16 protein-coding genes and 1 pseudogene are annotated in these 20,042 nt (G+C 71.1%); 5 read left to right on the top strand and 12 right to left on the bottom strand.

Features of this window, described 5'->3' with window-relative positions; translation table 11 throughout:
- Positions 1-259 precede the first annotated feature (259 nt).
- Positions 260-1,014: pseudogene (locus tag DDE23_RS15590) on the top strand (IS5 family transposase).
- On the opposite strand, the gene DDE23_RS15585 reads toward DDE23_RS15590, so the two are convergent.
- From DDE23_RS15585 to DDE23_RS15545, 8 genes are all read right to left on the bottom strand, one after another.
- Positions 1,011-2,147, bottom strand: coding sequence for a metal ABC transporter permease (locus DDE23_RS15585; protein WP_107752730.1), 1,137 nt, complete (start codon positions 2,145-2,147; stop codon positions 1,011-1,013). The pseudogene DDE23_RS15590 and the gene DDE23_RS15585 overlap by 4 nt on opposite strands.
- Positions 2,140-3,234 carry an iron chelate uptake ABC transporter family permease subunit gene (locus DDE23_RS15580; RefSeq protein WP_107752728.1) on the bottom strand — a complete coding sequence of 365 codons (1,095 nt, stop codon included), beginning with the start codon at positions 3,232-3,234 and terminating at the stop codon, positions 2,140-2,142. The genes DDE23_RS15585 and DDE23_RS15580 overlap by 8 nt, the downstream gene beginning before the upstream one ends.
- A complete protein-coding gene (locus DDE23_RS15575) occupies positions 3,227-3,994 on the bottom strand; it encodes a metal ABC transporter ATP-binding protein (protein WP_107752726.1) in 768 nt (255 codons plus the stop codon). Before DDE23_RS15575 ends, DDE23_RS15580 begins: the two co-directional genes overlap by 8 nt.
- A gap of 44 nt (positions 3,995-4,038) precedes the next feature.
- Complete coding sequence (locus DDE23_RS15570) at positions 4,039-5,448, bottom strand: pyridoxal phosphate-dependent decarboxylase family protein (protein WP_107752724.1); 1,410 nt, start codon at positions 5,446-5,448, stop codon at positions 4,039-4,041.
- A 55-nt stretch (positions 5,449-5,503) separates the two neighbouring features.
- On the bottom strand, positions 5,504-6,100 hold the full coding sequence (locus DDE23_RS15565; protein WP_107752722.1) for a hypothetical protein: 597 nt from the start codon (positions 6,098-6,100) through the stop codon (positions 5,504-5,506).
- Between the two features lie 798 nt (positions 6,101-6,898).
- Positions 6,899-8,035, bottom strand: coding sequence for an arginase family protein (locus tag DDE23_RS15555; RefSeq protein ID WP_107752992.1), 1,137 nt, complete (start codon positions 8,033-8,035; stop codon positions 6,899-6,901).
- Positions 8,032-8,541: a glutathione peroxidase gene (locus DDE23_RS15550; protein WP_107752718.1), complete on the bottom strand. Its 510-nt coding sequence runs from the start codon at positions 8,539-8,541 to the stop codon at positions 8,032-8,034. Before DDE23_RS15550 ends, DDE23_RS15555 begins: the two co-directional genes overlap by 4 nt.
- Before the next feature lie 116 nt (positions 8,542-8,657).
- Positions 8,658-9,341, bottom strand: coding sequence for an ArsR/SmtB family transcription factor (locus DDE23_RS15545; RefSeq protein WP_107752716.1), 684 nt, complete (start codon positions 9,339-9,341; stop codon positions 8,658-8,660).
- A 70-nt stretch (positions 9,342-9,411) separates the two neighbouring features.
- Here DDE23_RS15545 and DDE23_RS15540 point away from each other — a divergent pair, with 70 nt between their 5' ends.
- Positions 9,412-9,729, top strand: a complete 318-nt coding sequence (locus tag DDE23_RS15540) for an NIPSNAP family protein (RefSeq protein ID WP_107752714.1) — start codon at positions 9,412-9,414, stop codon at positions 9,727-9,729.
- An 80-nt stretch (positions 9,730-9,809) separates the two neighbouring features.
- Here DDE23_RS15540 and DDE23_RS15535 read toward each other — a convergent pair whose 3' ends face one another.
- From DDE23_RS15535 to DDE23_RS15525, 3 genes are all read right to left on the bottom strand, one after another.
- Positions 9,810-10,262, bottom strand: coding sequence for a hypothetical protein (locus DDE23_RS15535; protein WP_107752712.1), 453 nt, complete (start codon positions 10,260-10,262; stop codon positions 9,810-9,812).
- 140 nt (positions 10,263-10,402) lie between these two features.
- Entirely contained in the window at positions 10,403-10,816 is a 414-nt protein-coding gene (locus tag DDE23_RS15530) for a (R)-mandelonitrile lyase (RefSeq protein ID WP_107752710.1), read from the bottom strand.
- A 51-nt stretch (positions 10,817-10,867) separates the two neighbouring features.
- Entirely contained in the window at positions 10,868-12,265 is a 1,398-nt protein-coding gene (locus DDE23_RS15525; protein ID WP_107752708.1) for a lysylphosphatidylglycerol synthase domain-containing protein, read from the bottom strand.
- Between the two features lie 300 nt (positions 12,266-12,565).
- Here DDE23_RS15525 and DDE23_RS15520 point away from each other — a divergent pair, with 300 nt between their 5' ends.
- Complete coding sequence (locus tag DDE23_RS15520; RefSeq protein WP_107752706.1) at positions 12,566-18,121, top strand: DUF3320 domain-containing protein; 5,556 nt, start codon at positions 12,566-12,568, stop codon at positions 18,119-18,121.
- 8 nt (positions 18,122-18,129) lie between these two features.
- On the opposite strand, the gene DDE23_RS15515 is transcribed toward DDE23_RS15520, so the two are convergent.
- Positions 18,130-18,588 carry a GFA family protein gene (locus tag DDE23_RS15515; protein WP_107752705.1) on the bottom strand — a complete coding sequence of 153 codons (459 nt, stop codon included), beginning with the start codon at positions 18,586-18,588 and terminating at the stop codon, positions 18,130-18,132.
- A gap of 107 nt (positions 18,589-18,695) precedes the next feature.
- Between DDE23_RS15515 and DDE23_RS15510 the strand changes: the two genes are divergently transcribed.
- Together DDE23_RS15510 and DDE23_RS15505 are read left to right on the top strand one after the other, a co-directional pair.
- Positions 18,696-19,505 (top strand): helix-turn-helix domain-containing protein, encoded by an 810-nt coding sequence (locus DDE23_RS15510; RefSeq protein ID WP_107752703.1) that lies wholly within the window; start codon positions 18,696-18,698, stop codon positions 19,503-19,505.
- A gap of 85 nt (positions 19,506-19,590) precedes the next feature.
- Positions 19,591-20,040, top strand: a complete 450-nt coding sequence (locus tag DDE23_RS15505; RefSeq protein ID WP_107752701.1) for an acetyl-CoA carboxylase biotin carboxyl carrier protein — start codon at positions 19,591-19,593, stop codon at positions 20,038-20,040.
- The last annotated feature ends 2 nt before the right edge of the window (positions 20,041-20,042 follow it).

Raw genomic sequence — 20,042 nt, 5'->3', positions numbered from 1 at the left:
ACCCTCTTAACCTCCATCTTTGTTCGAAAAAATATCCTCGGGGGTTTCCAAAGGGGCCCGAGGGTCCCCTTTGGCGGGGGGGATCGGCGCACCGGAAACGGACCAGTGGCGCGGCCGGGAGCCGAGGGGGCTGGCCCACCGGTCTCTGGCGCCGGCACCCTCGCTTCCCGCGCCCCCCGTCCGCCACCAGGCTCTGAACCCATGAAGAGGATTTCCGGCGGCGCCCGTCCGTAATTCACGTCCAACGACGGAGGTGACCATGGCACGTTTCGATCTGACCGATGTCGAGAGGGGGCTGATCCAGCCCCTCCTGCCCAATAAGCCGCGCGGGGTGGCTCGGGTGGATGACCCCGGGTGCTGAACGGGATTTTCCGGGTGCTCCGAACCGGCTCGCCCCGGCGCGACCTGCGCGGACGCTATGGCCCCCACACCACCGTCTATGACCGCTTCAACCGCTGGGCCAAGGCAAGCGTCTGGATGCAGGTCTTTGAAACCCTTGCGGAAAAATCCCCTGATAGCCTACAGTTCATCGACAGCTCGATCGTCCGCGCCCACCAGCATGCGGCCGCGGGCAAAGAGGGGTGAAGATGACACCATTGGCCGTTTTCGTGGCGGATTGAGCACCGAGATCAACGCGATGGTCGATCATCGTGGCCTGCCGGTGGCGGTCACGCTCTCGCCTGGGCAGGCCTCCGACAAGGCTGCCGGTGGCGATCTCCTCGCGGCCCATTGCGCGCCCGGCGATGTCATCGCCGATGGCGGGTATGACGCCCGCGCCCTCCTCGATCTGATGGCGGGCGGGGCCATATTCCCACGCAGCGCGACCGCAAGGTTCAGCGTTCCGTCGATGCCGAGCTCTATCGACGGCGCAGTCTCGTCGAGCGGTTCTTCAACAAGCTCAAGCACTTCCGAAAGGTCGCACCACGACACGACAAGACGGCCCGCAATCACCTCGCAGCTGTCCTCCTCGCATCATCACGCCTCTGGCTCAGGTTCCATGAGGCCGCGGCCTAATCCGCCAGCGCCCTGCGACGGTCGTTGCGGCGGACTTCGGCGCGGGCCAGCGCCCGGCCTGCCTCGGTGAGCGACAGCCGCTCGCCCTCGCGCCGGATCACCCCGCGGTCGAGGGCGGCGGCGACCACCGTCTGCGCCTGGGCCGCGCGCCAGCCCAGATGCTCGACCAGCGCGGCGGGGCCGGATTCCTCGGCTTCCTCGGCCGTCCCCTCATGCGCGGCGAGATGGGCGATCAGCACCGCGACCAGCCCCTCTTCGCGCAGCGCCCGCCGCCGGACCCAGGCCGCCACCACGCCCGAACGCGGCGAGGCCACCAGCGCCAGCACCAGCCCCAGCCCCGTGGCCAGCGCCATGCCGCCGCCCAGCGACACGTCCGCCCGGAACGCCGCCGCATAGCCGATCCCGACCGCCGCCAGCCCCGACACCAGCGCCACCGCCAGCATGCCGCCGACCGAGGCCGCGACCAGCCGCCCGGTCACCGCCGGCACGATCAGGAAGGCCAGGAACAGCACCACGCCCACCGCGTCGAAGGCCGCCACCGCCGTGGCCGCGGTCAGGGCCAGCAGCAGGAAGCCCATCGCCCCGGGCCGCAGCCCCAGGGCCGAGGCCAGCCCCGGATCGAAGGCGGCGATCTTCCATTCCTTCCAGAACAGCGCCACGACCGCCACGTTCAGCGCCCCCACCGCCGCCAGCGTCACCCCCGCCACCGGCCAGTCGATCCCGAAAATCACCACCGTGTTCAGCCAGACGAAGCCGATCTCGCCCAGCAGAACGGTGTCGATATCGAGATGCAGGTTGCGGGCGTTGAGGTTGATCAGCAGCACCCCCAGCGCGAACATCGCCGGAAAGACGATGCCCGTCGCCGCGTCCTGGCCCAGGAGCTTGCTGCGCGCCAGCGCCTGCGCGCCGAAGACCGCGCCGACGCCCGCCAGAACCGCCCCCGCCACCGGCACCAGCCCGGCCCGGGCCCCGGTCAGCATCCAGGCCAGCACGATCCCCAGCACGATGGCATGGCTGATCGCGTCGCCCGACATCGACTCGCCCCTGAGCACCAGGAAGGTGCCGAGCAGCGCGCCCGAGATGGCCACCAGCGCGCCGGTGCCCAGGATCATCAGCGCCACGGCGTCAAGCATCGGGGGCCTCCAGCCGCTGGCGTCCGGCCTCGGTCAGCTCCCAGCGCCGCGCGCCGGGTTCGGGGGCCAGCGCGACCGGGCGCACATAGCCCTCGCGCTGCAACCGGGCCAAAACCGGGCCCGCATCGGCGCCGAGATAGGCGTCCAGCATCGCCTGATCGCCCGCATAGCCCGGGTTCGCGTGATCGGCCCCCAGCCCCCCCAGCGCTGCCAGAACCTGCCGACCGCGCAGGGATTTCCGCGCCTGCGCCTGCCGGTTGCGGCGGGCGAGAATCCCGCGTTCGGGCGCCAGCAGCAGGGACAGCGCGGCCAGAGCCACGGCGGCCAGCACCATGACCGGCCCGGTCGCCACCCCCTGCCCGATGGCCGAGATCACCGCGCCCCCGGTCCCGGCCAGCGCGCCGAAAAGCGCGGCCAGCCAGACCATCGGCGCCAGCCCCCGCACCCATTGCCGGGCGGCGACGGCGGGGGCGATCAGCAGCGCCACCATCAGAACCACGCCGGCCAGCGTCAGCCCCAACACGATGGTCACGGCGATAAGGAGCGTGAGCAGCACCTCCAGCCGCGCCACCGGCAAGCCCTGGGCGCGGGCGCCCTCGGGGTCGAAGGCCAGGAACTGGAATTCCTTCCACAACAGCGCCAGCACGACCAGCACCCCGCCGCCGACCAGTGCCATCGGCACCAGATCCGCCCGCAGGACCGAGGCCGCCTGCCCGAACAGGAAGACGGTCAGGCCCGCCGAGCCGCCCCGCGTCTGCGCCAGGGTCAGCAACACGACGCCCGCCGCGAAAAAGAGGCTCAGCACCACCCCCAGCGCCGCGTCGGGCTTGACCCCCGCCCCGCGCCGCAGCGCCTGAACCGAAAGCCCTGCCAGCGCGCCCGCGATCAGCGCCCCCGCGAGGATGGCAAAGAACCCGCGCCCGCCGGAGATCAGGAAAGCCGCCACCACGCCCGGCAGCGAGGCATGGGCGATCACATCGCCCAGAAGGCTTTGGCCGCGCAGCACCAGGAACGAGCCCAGCACCCCGGCCAGCGCGCCGATCATTGCCGCCGCCAGCGCCACGGTGATGAGTGTCGGACTAAGCATCGTCTGCCAGCCTCAGCGTGCCGATCAGCGCCAGTTGTCCGCCATAGGCGGCGCGCAGGTTGTCTTCGGTATAGACCTCGGCCACCGGGCCCTGCGCGATGATCCGCTGGTTCAGCATCACCAGCCAGTCGAAATAGCGCGCCACGGTCTGCAGATCGTGATGGACCACGACCACCGTGCGCCCGGCGTCGCGCTGCGCCTTCAGCAACGAGACGATGGCGGCCTCGGTCACCGCGTCGACGCCCGCCATCGGCTCGTCCAGAAACAGCAGATCCGCCTCCTGCACCAGCGCCCGGGCGATGAAGACCCGCTGCTGCTGCCCGCCAGAAAGCTGGCTGATCGGCCGCGCGGCGTAATCCTGCATGCCGACCTGTTCCAGCGCGGCCTGGGCCTTGGCCTTTTCGGCCCGGCCCGGGCGGCGCAGCCAGCCCAGCGTGCCGTAAAGCCCCATCAGCACCACGTCGCGCACGGTCGCCGGAAAGTCCCAATCGACGGACTGGCGCTGCGGCACATAGGCGATGCGGCGGCGCGCCTCGGCCACCGGCTGGCCGAAGACGCGGACATGGCCCGCGACCGGCGGCACCAGCCCGAGGATCGCCTTGATGAGCGTGGATTTCCCGGCGCCATTGGGCCCGACCACCGCGGCCATCACCCCGGGTGGGATATCGAGGTCGATATCCCACAGCACCGGCCGCTCGCGATAGCTGACGGTCAGATCCTCGACGTGGCAGGCGATATGCGGTTCATGGAGATTCTTCATGATTCGTAGCCTAGGCTACACTTTGTAGAAAGGGAAGGGTTCTCTTAGCCCGCCATCTGTTTCAGCACCTGCCCCGCCAGCTGCACATCCGCCTCGGTGCAGGCGAAGCTGCCGACCGAGAAGCGGACCACGATCCGGCCCCCGGTGCGCCCCTGGGTGACGTAGATGCGCCCGTCCTCGTTCACCCGGTTCACGTACTCGATCATCGCCGCGTCATCCGCGCCCCTCAGCGCCACGGTGAAGAGCGACAGAACCGGCTCGGTGACGATCTCGAAGCGGGGATCGGCGCGCAGTTCCTCGGCCAGGGCCTGCGACCAGCGGACGTGATCGCGGATCACCGCGCGCAGCCCCTCCAGCCCATAGGCGCGCAGCACGAACCACAGTTTCAGCGCCCGGAAGCGGCGGCCCAGCGGCACCGACCATTCGGAATAATTGATGAACCCGTCCTTGCCATGGGTCTTCAGATATTCGGGCTGGATGGCGAGGGTCTTCACCAGCGGTTCCGGGTCCTTCAGGTAATGGGCCGAGAAATCGAACTGCACGCCCATCCATTTATGCGGGTTCAGGACCAGCGAATCCGCCGCCTCGATCCCCTGCCACAGGTCGCGGAACTCGGGACAGATCATCGCCGCCCCGGCCCAGGCGGCATCGACATGGGAATAGAGCCCCTCGGCCCGGGCGACAGCCAGCACCGCCCGCAGATCGTCGCAGGCGCCGGTCCCGGTGCCGCCGGTGCAGGCCACCACACCCGCGGGCAGGTAGCCCGCCGCCCGGTCGTTGGCGATCTGTGCCTTCAGCGCCACCGGGTCCATGGCCCTCAGCGGCCCCTGCGTCGGGATCCGCACCAGATTGTCGGCCCCGATCCCCGCCACCCAGATCGCCCGGTCGACCGAGGTGTGAACCTCGTCCGAGGCATAGATCCTGAGCCGCTGCTGCCCCGGCAGGCCCTGCTGGTTCCCCGCCCAGTTCAGCGCGCGTTCGCGCATCACCAGCACCGCGGCCAGCGTCGCGGACGAGGCGCTGTCCTGGATGACGCCGTGGAACCCCTCGGGCAGGCCCAGCCCCTGCCGCAGCCAGTCCAGCATCAAGGTCTCGACCTCGGTCCCGGCGGGCGAGGTCTGCCAGAGCATGCATTGCTGCGCCAGGATCGAGGCGGCGAAATCCGCCAGCATCGAGGCGGGCGTGGCATTGGCCGGGAAATAGGCGAAGAACCGCGGGTGCTGCCAATGGGTCAGGCCGGGCACGACCTTGTCGTCCAGCTCGGCCAGCACGCCGTCGAGCCCCTGCCCCTGTTCCGGCGGCGCCTTGGGAAAGCGCGCGGCGACGGCGCCCGGGGTCAGCGGCGCGCGCACCGGCCGGTCGGGCAAGGAGCGGTGATAGGCCGCGCCCCATTCGGCGATCTCGGCGCCGAGGCGGGTGAATTCGTCCCAATCGAGGCGGGGCGTTTCGGTCATGGTCATTCCTCCCGGATCACGGCCGGACCAAATCAGATAGTAGTGAACAAAGCAATCATTCCGCGCTGCGGTGCCGCTGTACCTCCAGCCCGCGCCACATCAGTTCGGCGACCGGCTCGGGCGTGACGAGCCGCAGGCCGGGGCCGGGACCCGCTGCCGGCGCATAGCCCTGGAACGACCAGCGCCACCAGCCTTCAATGCCGCGCAGCAGGATCTCGCCGCCCGCCTGCACCATCGCCCCGGGCGGCACGTCCCCGGCGCGCACCGGCACCAGCCGCCGCGCGCCCTCCTGCCAGCGCGCGGCCTGCAGCCGCCGGTCGATGGCGGCGACGCCCGTCTCGCCGAAGTGCTTTTGCCACAAGGCCTCGAAGGCCCTGAACGCCGGGCGGCGGCATTCGGCGCAGGGTCGGTGGCCCGCGGCATAGGCGGTGGCCTCGTCCAGAAAGAACAGCTCGGTGTAGCGCCCGGGCACCAGAAGCGTCCGTCTGCGTGGCGGGAACTCGGTCAGACAGCAGAGCCAGCGCGTGCCCTGATGATGGCGCCGGATCGTACCCCCGTCATCGTGCAGGCAGCCCCGGTTGCCGAACCAGGCGCCGCGCTCGGGGGTCGCGTGCAGGTCTCCCAGCGGGTCGACGCGGTTCTGATGCGGCATCGGCTCAGGGCTCCGTGATCGGCACAAGTGACCCCTTGCGGAAGGTGCGGAAATGTCGCTGGGTGGCAGCGTTCGACTCGCGCGGGGTTTCCCGATGATGGCGCAGATCCTGCGTCTTGTCCCCCTTCTGCTTCTGGTGCTGATGCTCTCGGCGCCGGGCCGGAGCCCTCTGGCGCCGGTCGACGGGGCGATCTTGCCGCCGGTCACCGCCTTCGCGCCAACGCCCGAGCCCCAGCACCCCCAGCCGCTGCCGCCGTTGCTTGCCGCCCTTGCCCCGCCGCCGCTGCGGCTGCAGGGGCCGCAGAAGGCACGCCGCCGCGGCCCCTCGCCGCATCCCAGGGCCCCCGGGCCGCGGCCGCTTCACCGGCCCGCCCAGCCCCGCGCGCCCCCGCATTCCGTCCCGCAAACCCGTGATCCCATCACCCTTGCGAGGACATCATGTTCAAATACCCGACTCTCATGGTCTTCATCATCCTGATGCTGGCCTTCATGGTCTATGCCGTGGCCACGATGATCGTGCACCCGGGCTGACGCGCGGCCGGGGCCGCATGCCCCTGCCCGCCAGCCCTCCCTCACCCGGCCTGCTCCGCTCCGCGCCCCAGGGCGCCGGATGGGCGTCTCCGCGCACGCCGGGGCAGCGCCAGATCCCCTTTCCACGAGGTTTCCATGTTCAAGACAACCAGCCGGGCGATCTTTGCGATCCTGCTCGCCGTCTCGCTCCTCAATTCCGTCGCGGCCATGTTCACCGCGCATTTCTGAGGCGCCGGGGCCCCGTAAGGTGGGGTTTCACCCCACCCTTCAGCCCCAGACCCGCTGCCGCAAGCCCGGCAGCCGGTCCCGCACCACCGCGATCCGCGCCGCCACCTCGGCGCGGATCGGCCCTTCGCGCGGGGGATCGGCCAGCGTCCGCGACCAGGCCGCAGGCGGGTTGCGCCCCGCCGATCGCCCCGGCCAGACCAGCCCCTCCAGCACCGCCCGCGCCGCACCCTCCAGCCGCTCCGGCGCCTGCTGTCCGGTCAGCGCGCCCCAGACCCGGGTCCAGCAACGCGCCACCGACCAGGGATTGTAGCCGCCGCCGCCCGTCACGATCAGCCGGTCGGTCTGCGCCCCGATCGCCAGCACTGCCGCCACATGCGCATTGTTGGACAGCGCCAGCCGCGACAGCGGATCTTCCTCGACCGCATCGGCGCCGCATTGCACGATCACCGCTTCGGGCTGGAAGGCCTCCAGCCCGGGCAGGATCACCCCGTCGCGCACCGCCGCCATTTCGGTATCGTTGAAGCCGCGCGGCACCGGCAGGTTCAGATGGGTGCCGCCGCCCTCGTCCCCAAGGGCGCCGGTCCGGGGCCAGCGGTCCTCCTCATGGACCGAGATCAGCAAGAGATCGCGGTCCCCCTCGAAGGCCGCTGCCACGCCGTCGCAATGATGCGCGTCGATATCGACATAGGCCAGCCGCCGCAGCCCCAGCCGCCTGAGGTGCAAAAGCGCCAGCACCGGATCGTTGAGATAGCAAAACCCGCCCGCCCGGTCGGCGAAGGCGTGATGGGTGCCCGCCCCCGGCACCATGACCACGCCCCCCGCCCGCACCATCTCGGCCGCCAGCAGCGCGCCCCCGGCGCTGGTCGCGGGACGGCGGAACATCAACCCGTGCACGGGGTTCGAAAGCGTCCCCAGCCCGTGGCGGACCCGCACGGCCTCGGTGACCGCGCCCTCGGCCTCGGCGGCCAGCAGCGCCGCGACATACTCGGGGGTGTGGAAGCTGGTCAACGCCGCGGGCCTTGCCCGGGGCGAGGTGACATAGGCCCCGCCCGGCAGCCATCCCAGCGCCCGCGCCAGATCCGTCACGGTCGAGACCCGCGGGATCGCCAGCGGGTGCCGGGGGCCGAAGGGGCTGGCCCGATAGATCTCGGAGCCGATGAAACGCGGGGCGCTCAGCGGGGCAGCAGGGGTTCGATCAGATCGGTGATCCGGGCGCTGGTCGGCCGGGTGGTCGAACCCCAGAAGCCCAGAAACTCGCCCTCGGGCCCGATCAGCGCCTTGTTGAAATTCCACGTCGGTTCGACCCCGTGTTGCTGGGCCAGCCAGCGGTAGAAGGGATGCGCGTCCGGGCCGCGGACCGGGGTGATGCGGGTCAGCGGCACCTCGACGCCCAGCTCGACGCGGCAATATTGCGCGACGGCGGCGTCATCGTCCAGTTCCTGCCGGAAATCGTCCGACGGCACGGCCAGCACCACCAGCCCGCGCGCCGCATAGCGGTCATGGAGCGCCTGCAGATCGGCGTATTGCGGGGTGAAGCCGCACAGCGAGGCGGTGTTGACCACCAGCACCGGCCGACCGCGCCAATCGTCGAGGTCATAGGTCGCGCCGTCGATGGCGGTGAAGGTGAAAGCCCGTGCCGGCAAGGCCAGCATCAGCAGCAAAGCGACAACCCAAAAGCGCATCCGACCCTCCAGCGGACGCCTTGCGCGCCCTGCGCCCGAGGGTAGAGCCGCGCCGCCGTTCGGCAAGGGCGCCGGGCGATGTCTTGCGCCCCGGCCGCCGCCATCGACCCGGGGGCCTAGATCGGCGCCAGATCGCGCCGGAACGCCGCTTCGCCGGCGGGCGAGAAACGCACGATCCGGGACTCGCCCTGCCGCGTCGCCCAGCCCAGCTCTTCGATCCGGGTCAGCAGCGCCCGGCCCAGCGAGCCCGCCAGATGCGTGCGCCGTTCCGACCAGTCGAGGCAGGCGCGGCACAGCGGCGCCCGGCCGCGCGACAATCCCGCCACATCAATGCCGAAAGCCGCCATCGCCGCCGCGCCCTCGGGCGTCAGGCTGACGCTCTCGCCCTCGGCCCGGATCAGGGCGCGGGCGGCGAGGCTGTCGTAAAGCCTTGTGCCCAGATCGCCCGCCAGATGGTTGTAGCAGACCCGGGCCTTCCGCAGCGCCGCATCGCGCGGCCCCGGGCGGGTGCGCAGATGGCCGGTGCCGGCGGCCAGCCCCATCAGCCCCTCCAGCACCCGCGCCACCTCGTCGCCCGCCAGCGTCACGTATTTGTGCCGCCCCTGACGGCGCTGGCGGACCAGTCCCCCCGCCTCCAGCCGGGCCAGATGCGAACTGGCGGTGGGCGCGGCGATCCCGGCCTCGGCGGCCAGCTCGCTCGCCGTCAGCGCCTTGCCCGCCATCAGCGCGCTCAGCATGTTGGCGCGGGCGGGGTCGCCGATCAGCGCGGCGAGGCGGGCGATGTCAGGTCCGTCTTTCATACTTCGATGCTAACCGAAGCATTCGCGGTCAACAAGCGGCTATGAAGCCCGGGTCACGAAAGGAAATCCCATGCTGACCTGTATCATCCGCTACCAGATCAACCCGACCCGCAAAGCCGCCTTCGAGGAATATGCCCGCAACTGGAACGAGGCGATCCCGCGGGCGGGCGCCGATCTCATCGGCTATTTCGCCCCGCATGAAGGATCGTCGACCCTGGCCTATGGCATCTACACCATCGCGAGCCTCGCCGCGTACGAGGCCTATCGCGCCCGCCTGTCCGAGGATCCGCTGGGCCGCGAGACCTACCTCTTCGCGCAACGCGAAGGCTTCATCCTGCGCGAGGACCGGACCTTTCTGAAGCGCGTGACCGGCGGCCCCGGCGTCTGATCGCCGCCCCTGTCGCCGTCGCACCGGGCAAGGCGCCGCTGACGTAGGATGGGCAATATTGCCCATCCTACCCCGACCCGTCAGCCCGCCACCGCGCTGCCGCCGTCGTGGAACAGGTCGGCATGGCGCATGCCGCCCAGCCCGATGGTCTCGAAAGCGTCCCGGCCCGCGTCCGGCAGCACCCCGATCCGCTCCAGCGCGTCGTTGATCGCCGCCATCCCCTCGCGCGCGGGCATGGTCCGTTCCAGCCCGTGATAGACCGTCGCCCGTTGCGTTCCCGGCCCGCCTGACTCCGAGCTCTGGATCAGCGCGAAGCGGTCGAAGCCCAGCTCGGCCGCGACCCGCAGGGTCAGGGGGCGATCGGCCAGCAGGTCGGAGAGGCGGCGGTAATCCGGACCTTGCGCCCCCTCCTCGTCCGCCCCCAGCGGCACGATGACGAAGGCGCCCGCCTCGACCAGCGCCAGCCCCAGCCGCCGCGCGGCCGCCACCTTGCCCGGCCCGCGCGCGACGATGGCGGAGAGTTCATGGCCCATGGCGGGGCTCCCATCCGTTGCTGCTGACGCAATGCTGCGACGCAGCACGGGCCCGGTCAAGCCGTCCTGTCGTGGACGCTCCCGAAACGGCCCCGGAATCCGCGCCCTTGCTGCGGAATTGCCCATCGTGCGGGCGCTGCTCAGCCCCCGGTTGCGGGCTCGGCGGTATATTCGGCCTCGGACACCGGCGCCATCCAGGTCACGGCCGAGCCGTTCACCACTTCATGCACGGCGATATGGGTCATGCCGTTCCCCGGCGCCGCGCCGTGCCAGTGCTTTTCGTCCGGGGCGAACCAGACCACATCGCCCGGGCGGATCACCTCGACCGGACCGCCCTCGCGCTGCACCCGGCCTACGCCCTGCGTCACGATCAGCATCTGCCCGGCGGGATGGGTATGCCAGGCGGTGCGCGCGCCCGGCTCGAAGGTCACCGCGGCCGAGCTGATCCGCCCGGTCAGTTCGGAGGCGATCAGCGGGTCGAGCCGCACGCGGCCGGTGAAATAGGCGGCATTGCCCTCGGCCGAGGGGGCGGTTGCGGCGCGAATGATCTGCATGGCGGGCTCCTGTGCTGGTCCCGGGGCAAGCTAACCCGCCCCCCGCCGCATTCAAGCGCCGGGACCGGTCCGGCCCGGGGGCAGATCGCGCCCCGCCCGCACCGGCTGGTCGAACGCGCCCCGGAACGGCAGCAGTAGCAGCACACCCAGACCCAGGAACGCGGCATTCTCCAGATCGACGCGATCGGCCAGCGCGATCCCCGCCCCGGCCAGCATTAGGAGAAGCGTGGCGACGAAGGCGCTGCGCAGGCGCCGCACCAGCCCGAAGGACAGCGCCACCAGCCCGGCACCGGCCAGCGCCGAGGCCAGCGTGCCGCCCTGGGTCAGGATCATCGCCGCCAGATCGCCCCCGGCCAGCGCGTCGCTGCGCATCCCCGGCACCAGCGAGATCAGGCCCAGATAGAGGCCATAGCCACAGGCCACCGCCGCCACCAGCGACGGCGCCAGCCCGTGCAGCGCCGCCAGCACCGGCTGCATCGGCTCGGGCGCGCGGGGCAGCAGGCGGCGGGCGAAGCGGCTGATGGCCCGGGCCTCGGTCAGCGCCACGACCAGGAACCCCAGCGCGAAGGGCACGAGGTAATAGATCAGCCGGAACAGGAGCAGCGCCGCCGCCGCCTCGCTCACCGGCACCGCGGCAGGCATGACGCCCAGCACCACGGTCTCGAATACGCCGACGCCGCCCGGCACATGGCTGAGCACGCCGATCATGATGGCGGCGGAATAGACCGCGAGGAAGGTGGCGAAATCGGGCTTGCCCGCGGGCAGCAGGATCCAGAGCGCGAAGGAGGCCGCGGCGATGTCGATCAGCGTGACCACCGCCTGCCCCAGCAGGTCGCGCGGCGGCGGCATGTGCATGGTGACGCGGAACAGGTGCAGGTTGCTCTGCCGGATCGAGACGGTCAGGATCACCGCCAGCGTGCCGACCAGCGCCGCCGCGGCGATCAGCCGGATGGTCCCCGTCCCATAGGGCAGATAGCCAGCGATGGCATGGGGATGGATGGCCAGCGCCCCCAGTCCCACCAGCGTCAGTCCGGTGCCAAGCGCCATGGCGACATAGGCCGAGACCGCCGCCACCTCCATCGCGCTCAGCCCCACCGCCGAATAGAGCCGGTAGCGCACCGCGCCGCCCGAAATGGCACTGACCCCGATGGTGTTGCCGAAGGCGAAGGCCAGAAAGCCCCCCAGCGCCACCACCCCGCCCGGCAGCTCGCGCCGGATGAAGCGCAGCCCGAACCAATCGTAGCAGACCAGCGCCGCATAGGCGGCGGCCGTCGCCCCGAAGGCCAGCGCCAGCGACGCGGCGGGCATCGCCCGCACCTGCGCCATGATGTCCCCGGGATGGACCGGGCGCAGCAGATGCACCAGCGCATAGATCCCCATCGCGAAGAGGGCGCCGGCCAGCAGGATCGGGCCATAGCGCTTCAGCGCGAAAAGGATCTTTCGTGACACGGGGCGCTGGCTCCTTGCTGCCGCCAGAAGGGCGGTCCGGCTCGGCTGGGGGTTCGATACGCCAAGTCGGCGGGGCGGCAAATCGCTTTCTGCCTGCCACGGGGCCCCCCGGGCGAAATTGTCGCGATCCGCTCGGCTCCTGACCGGCACGAATCGCTGGTCCCGGCCCGCCGCACCCGCCCTGACCGCGCCCTGATCGGCCAGCGAAATCACGCCGCAGCGCGAGTTTTCGCCGTTGCCCGAGGCGTCGGGGCCGTGCCAAGGTCCGGGCAATTCACGGTGACGGCACGAGGTGCGAGTATGGACGATTTCCTCACTGCGGGCGATGCCTCGGTCTATGCCGGGCCCGGCGGCGTGGCTGACAAGCTGGATCGCGCGCGCACCGAGCTTCTGGACCTCTCGGCCCGCAACCGGCTGCTCAACATGCCCAAATCGGGCAAGGCCGCCAAGACGATCGAGGTGGTGGACGAGATCAGCGCCGAGATCTTCCGCCTGCTGGTCACCGAATCGAAGGCCTTCACCTTCCTGCCCGGCACGCCGTCGCGCAAGGCGGCCTCGCCCGACGATCCGCCCGTCGAGGGCGACGATCCCGAGGAAGAGAGCGACATCATCCAGGAACTGGCCCTGCCCGAGGATGACGCGCTGGACGAGCGCGGCATCGCCGGGCGCCATTCGGACACCAAGTTCCAGACCCGTTTCACCCCCGAAGGCCTGCAAAAGCGGCTGCTCGACCTCTATTACGACGCGAAGACGCTGGAGGACGAACAGGGCGTCAACGTGCTTTACCTCACGCTCGGCGCGCTGCGCTGGGTCGATCCGGCCGACAAGAAGAACATCCGCCGCGCGCCCCTGTTGCTGCTGCCCGTCTCGCTTGAGCGCGGCTCGGCCGGCGAACGCTTCCGCCTGCGGGCCCGCCCCGAGGATTTCGCGACCAACCTCTCGCTTGAGACCTTTCTCGACCGGCTGCACGGCATCCGCCTGCCCGAGATCGACACCGAAGGCTTCGACCCCACCGCCTATTTCGACATCGTGGCCCGGTCCATCGAGGGCAAGGAAGGCTGGGCGGTGGAGCCCGATGTCATCCTGCTCGGCTTTTTCTCCTTCGCGAAATTCATGATGTATCGCGACCTTGACCCGGCCAATTGGCCGGACGGGGCCTCGATCACCGACAAGCCGCTGCTGAAGAGCCTCCTTGCCGACGGGTTCGAGGCGGGCGAGGCGCTTTATCCCGACAATATCTCCATCGACCCGATCATCGCCCCCGCCGACCTGCACCACATCCTCGACAGCGACAGTTCGCAGAGCCTGGCGGTGCACGAGGTCCGGCGCGGGCGCAATCTGGTGATCCAGGGCCCGCCCGGCACCGGCAAGAGCCAGACCATCGCCAATCTGATCGCCGCCGCCATCGCCGATGGCAGGACCGTGCTGTTCGTGGCCGAGAAGATGGCGGCGCTGGAGGTGGTGAAGCGCCGCCTCGACGCCAGCGGCGTCGGCGCCGCCTGTCTGGAACTCCACAGCCACAAGGCCAACAAGAAGGCGGTGCTCGAGGAAATCCGCCGCACCTGGGAGAATGGCGCGCCGCGCACCGGCGATATCGGCTCGCTCAACGCCCGTCTGGGCGATCTGCGCGACGAGCTGAACGGCCATGCCGCGCGCCTGCATGCCTTGCACCAGCCCTCGGGGCTCACGCCCTATCAGGTGCAGGGCCAGCTGGTGCGCCTGCGCGCCGAGGGCGAGGAGCCCAACGACATCGCCCTCGACGCGCCCGAGAGCTGGACCGCCGAGGCCTTTGCCGAGCGCCATGCCGTGCTGCGGGAACTGGCCGAGCGGGTCGAGGAGATCGGCACCCCCGCCGCGCATCTGTGGCACGGGGTGCGGATCACCGGCATCACGCCGATGGAGGGCGAGCGCCTCGCCAAACGGCTGGCCGCCGCCGCCGCCGACAGCGCCGCGCTGGACGAGGCCGCGGCGGGGCTCGCCGCGCTCCTCGGCACCGCCCCGCCCGAAACCCGCGCCGCCGCCGACCCGCTGATCGCGACCGCGCGGCGCATCACCGCTGCCCCCTTGTCCCCCGCGGCGCTGGCGACCCCCGCCTGGCACGACGATCCCGCGCAGCTGCTGGAGATCGTCGCGGCGGGCGAAAGGCTCGCCGCGGCGCGGGAAGACCTTGCGGGCCGCGTCACCGCCGAGGCCTGGCAGGTCGCGACCGGGCCGGATCACCAGACCCTTTCCGCCCTGCCCGCCGCCACCAATGCCGCCGATTTCGCCGCCATCGCCGACCTGGCCGACGCCCTGCCCGAGGCGCTCGACGCCGCGCTGAGCCTCGCCGCGCTGCTGGGCGAAGGCGCGCCCCGGACCGTGGACGCGCTCGCGACGCTGACCGAGGCCGCCACGGCCGTCGTCGCCGCCCCGCCCCTTGCGCCGCAGGCCCTCGCCGCCCCGGTCTGGGACGACCTGCCGGGCGCGCCCGCCGATCTGGTCGCCGCCCTCGACCGGCTGCAAACCGCGAAAGCGGCGCTTGACGGCAAACTCACCGAATCCGCCTGGGAGGCCGATCTCGGCGCCTGCCGCGCGACGCTGGCCTCGCATGGCTCCGGCCTGTTGCGCTTTCTCAGCGGCGAGTGGCGGCGGGCCAACCGGCTGGTGCGCACCTATCTCTGCCAGCCCGATCAGCCGCTGACCCAGACGCTGGCCCAGCTCGACCAGCTGCAGAAGGGCCGCGCCGCCCGGGCCGAGGTGCAGCGCGACGAGTCGCTGGGGCGCGAGGCTTTCGGCGCCCCCTGGCGCGGCGAACGCTCGGACCTTGCCACGCTGTCGGCGGCCGTCACCTGGGCGCAGGGCCTCGGCCAGAACGGGCGCCTCGTGCGCCGGATCGTCGCCCGCGAGACCGATTCCGCGGCGCTTGCCCGCCTGCTGCCGCGCCTCGCCGCGGCGCCCCGCCTGCGCGAGCTTGACCGCCGCCTCGGCGCGCTGCTGGGCCCCGCCGCGGCCGACATGACCGCGCCCGATTGCGCCCGCCTCGCCGCCGCCCTGACCGCCAGCGAGGCCGCGACCCGGGCGCTGCTGACCCCGCCGCCACCGACCCTGGGCGAGCGGCTGGAGCGGCTGGCGACGCTCGACGAAGGCCGGATCGCCGCGCAGCAGATCGCCGGGGCCGATGCCCTCGCCGCCGCCGGTTTCGGCGCCCTCTGGCAGGGCGAGGGCTCGGACTGGCCCCGCCTGCGCGCGGCGGGCAACTGGGTGCGGACCAATGCCGATATCCTGCCCCTCGCCGCGGCCATCACCGACCGCGACCGGCTGGGGACGCTGGCCGACAGCATCGAAAGCCGCTGGCCCGGCCTCGTCTCGGACACAGGGGCGATTGCCGCCGACCTCGACCTCGATCTCGCCGCCCGCTTCGGCGCCCCGCTGGAAAACCTGCCCTCGCATCGCCTGACCGGCACCCTGCGGGACTGGAGCATGGGCGGCGAAAGCCTGTTCCGCTGGACCGCCTATCGCGACCGGGCCGAACGGGGCCGCGCGCTGGGTTGCGCCGAACTGGTCGACCGCCTGTCCGACGGCAGGCTCACGCCCGCCCGCGTCATCCCTGCCTTCGAGATGGCCTATTACGAGGCGCTGCACGGTGCGCTGATCCGCCGCGAGCCCGAACTCGGGCGCTTCGACGGCTCGCTCCATTCCCGCAAGGTCGCGGAATTCGCCGACCTCGACCAGCGCCGTATCCGCGTCTCGGCCGACGAGACGGTCAAGGCCCATTACAGCCGCGTCCCCCCGCGTGAGGGCGGTGCCATCGGCCCCCTCGGCACGCTGCGCAACGAGCTGCAGAAAAAGCGCGGCCACATGCCGATCCGCAAGCTGATCGAACGCGCCGCCCCCGCGCTGCAGGCGCTGAAGCCGGTGTTCATGATGAGCCCCCTGTCGGTCGCGCAATTCCTGCCCGCCGGGCTGATCGACTTCGACCTCCTGGTGATGGACGAGGCCAGCCAGATCCAGCCGGTCGACGCGCTGGGCGCCGTGGCCCGCGCCCGGCAGGTGGTGGTGGTGGGCGACCCGCGCCAGCTGCCGCCCACCGCCTTCTTCGCCCGCCTGACCAGCGGCGGCGGCGATGACGAGGATGACGGCACCAGCGTCAGCGATATCGAAAGCATCCTTGGCCTGTTCACCGCGCGGGGCCTGCCGATGGCCATGCTGCGCTGGCACTACCGGTCCCGCCACCAGTCGCTGATCGCCGTCAGCAACCGGCAATTCTATGAAAACAAGCTCTTCGTCGTGCCCAGCCCCTATACCGCCGAAGCCGGGATGGGCCTGCGTTTCCACCATATCCCGAACGGACTCTTCGACACCGGCGGCAAACGCTGCAACATGGTCGAGGCCAAGATCGTCGCCCGGGCCATCATCGCCCATGCGCTGGACACGCCCGAGCTGTCGCTGGGCGTCGCCACCTTCTCGGTCGCGCAGCGCCGGGCGATCCTGGACGAGCTGGAACTCCTGCGCCGCGCCCGGCCCGAGACCGAAGGCTTCTTCCACGCCCATGCCGCAGAGCCGTTCTTCGTCAAGAACCTGGAAAACGTGCAGGGCGACGAGCGCGACGTGATCTTCATTTCCGTGGGCTACGGTCCCAGCGTCCCGGGCGGCCGGGTGCCGATGCGCTTCGGTCCCCTTGGCTCGGACGGGGGCGAGCGGCGGCTCAACGTGCTCATCAGCCGCGCCAAGCAGCGGTGCGAGGTCTTCGCCTCGATGACTGACGAGGATATCGAGCCCGATTTCGCCCAGACCCGCAAGGGTGTCTTCGCCTTCCGCCTGTTCCTGCAATTCGCCCGCACCGGCCATCTGACCATGGCCGAGGCCACGGGCCGCGACCATGACAGCGTGTTCGAGGAACAGGTCGCCAATGCCGTGCAGTCCCGCGGCTACCGGGTTCACCGGCAGGTCGGACTGGCCGGGTTCTTCATCGACCTTGCGGTGTCCGACCCGGAACGGCCGGGGAAATACCTGCTGGGCATCGAATGCGACGGCGTGGCCTATCACGATTCCCTCTCGGCCCGGGACCGCGACCGCCTGCGCCAATCGGTGCTGGAAAGCCACGGCTGGCACATCCACCGATTGTGGAGCGCCGACTGGTTCCAGCGGCCGCAGCAGGAACTGGACCGCATCGTCGCCGCCATCGAGGCCGCCCGTCTCGAGGACGAGGCCCGCCCGGCCGGCACCGGCAGCGCCGGGCTGCGCATCACCACGCAGGACGTCGGCGACTGGACGCTCTATGACATCGAGCCCGCGACCGGCGAGGAAACCGCCGGGCCCGAGGGCGCCGTCAGCCCCTATGTCGAGGCCAGCGTCCTGCGCCCCGCCCATGTGCAGGGCGAGTTGCACGAGGCGCCGCGCGGCATTCTGGCCGATCTGGCGGAACAGATCGTCACCGTCGAGGGGCCCGTGCACCTCGATGAGGTGGTGATCCGCATCCGCCAGGCCTGGGGGCTGGCCCGGGCCGGCGGGCGCATCCGCGATGCCATCGCCGCCGGGGTCGATCTGGCGCTGCGCAAGGGCAACCTCCGGCGCGACGGCGATTTCCTGAGTGTCGAGGGGCGCCTGCCCGTTCTGCGCGACCGCGCCGCCGTGCAATCGACCAGCCTGCGCAAGCCCGAGATGCTGCCGCTGGACGAGATCGCCGCCGGGGCCGTGCTGCTGGTCCGCCAGAACTTCGGCGCCGAGCGCGACCAGCTGGTCACCGAACTGGCCCGCACGCTGGGCTTCAAGGCGACCGGCGAGGCGCTGCGCCTGAGGCTTCTTGCCGGGATCGACCTCGCGCGCGGCGACGGACGGCTGGTCGAGCAGAACGGCCTCCTGCAGGCCGCTCCCTGACGGCGGCCTCAGCCCCCGGCCAGCGAGGGCCGCTCGACGATCACCGGCCGGTGGCTGCTGGAGGTCTCGGCGCTGTCGGTCACCCCCGGCAGCGCCACGAAAGCCGCCCGCGACCGGGCGAAGACCTCGCGCCGGATGTCGTACCAGAAGCTCGGCGGGTCAAAGGTGCCCCCGGCGACGCCGGTCAGGCCCGGGAAGACCTCGGGCGTCCAGAAAACCGTGGTGCCGCAGGCCGGGCAGAAGCGCTGGCAGAAGCCCCGGTCGGATTCGGTGCGGAAGACGTAGTCGGTCAGCCGGCCTGACAGCAGGTCAACCGCGTCGTCCCGGAAATAGACCGAGACGCCGAAGGCCGAGCCGGTGCGCAGCTGGCAATAGCGGCAATGGCAGATCGCCGCCTTTTCCGGCATCCCCCGCGTCCGGTAGCGCACCGCGCCGCAGGCGCAGCCGCCCTCGTGAAGCTCGTCCATCCACCCCTCCCTGTTGGCCGCAGGCTGCCTCGCCGCCGCGCCCGGGGCAAGCCCTTGCCTGCGCCCGGCCGCCCGCTTAGCCTCGCCGCGCAGGACAAAGGGACCGCATGTCGGAATCCGTCAAATCCATCCGCGCGCTGGCCCGCGGGCTCGAGGTGCTGCAGCTCTTGCAGGCACGGGGTTCGGCCACGCTGCAGGCCCTGCACCGCGAGACCGGGCTGCCCAAGGCCACGCTTTTGCGCATCCTCAGGACGCTGCGCGAGGGGGGCATGGTCTGGCAGCGGATGGCGGACGACGCCTATCTGCCCAGCTATTCGCTGGTGGAACTGGCCGGGCGGATGAACCGCGACGTCGCCCTGGTCGAGGTTGCTTCGCCGATCCTCGAACACTTGTCGGCGCGGATCAAATGGCCCTCGGTGCTGGCCGTGCCGCGCCTCACGCATATGGAGGTGATCGAAACCAACGCCTCGCGGGCCTATTTCGACCAGATCCCGCTGGGGCCGGTGGGGTTTCGCGTCAGCATGCTGCGCTCGGCCTCGGGGCGGGCGTTCCTGACCTTCTGCGAGGCCCCGGTGCGCGAGGCGATCCTCGACAGCCTGCGCCGCTCGGATCACCCGGGCGACCGGGGCGCCCGTGATCCGGCCTATCTGGCGCGGCTGATGGCCGAGACGGGGCAGCAGGGCTACGGCCTGCGCGACCCCGATTTCGGCGGCGATTTCGACCGTGGCAGGGCCGAGATCGACGACGGGCGGGAATCGCTCGCCGTGCCGATCCGCGCGGGCGAGCATGTGCTGGGCACGCTGAACATCACCTGGGCCCGCAGGGTCCATGGCCGCGACAGGGGCGCGGCACTCTTCTCCGGTCCGGTGGCCGAGGCCGCGGCGGAGGTCGGCGCGACGCTGGTGGCGCGGGTATAGGTTTCACCTGGTGAAATCTTGCACGGTGCCGGATTGCCCGGGCAGGGCCGGCGGCGGCACTGTCGCCCCAACTCGGGAGGACATCATGGCAGAGCTGACGCGCGCCGATATCGACGAGATCCTGAAGCTGGTGGACGGCTCGGATTTCGATGAACTGAAACTGGAAATGGGCGATCTGAAGCTGGAATTGCGCCGCCGCGGGGCCTCGTCCCCGGCAGCGGCTCCTGCCTCCGCTCCCACGCCGGTGGCCAGACCCGCCGAAGCCGTCGCCGCCCCGGTCGTGGCCTCGGGCGGCGGGTCCGAGATCCCGGCGCCGCTGTTGGGCACCTTCTGGCACGCCCCCCGCCCCGGCGCCGCCCCCTTCGTGCAACCCGGCGACGCGGTGCAGGCCGACACGATCATCGGCATCATCGAGGTGATGAAGCTGATGAATTCGGTCCCTGCGGGGCTTGCCGGCACGGTGCTGGAAATCACCGCGCCGAATGGCGAACTGGTCGAACATGGCCAGACGCTGATCCGCATCCAGCCGGATTGAGC

The organism is Pararhodobacter aggregans (assembly GCF_003075525.1).
Lineage (GTDB): Bacteria > Pseudomonadota > Alphaproteobacteria > Rhodobacterales > Rhodobacteraceae > Pararhodobacter > Pararhodobacter aggregans.
Note: the sequence above shows the minus strand (reverse complement) of the source record. Positions and strands in the feature narration are given on the sequence as shown.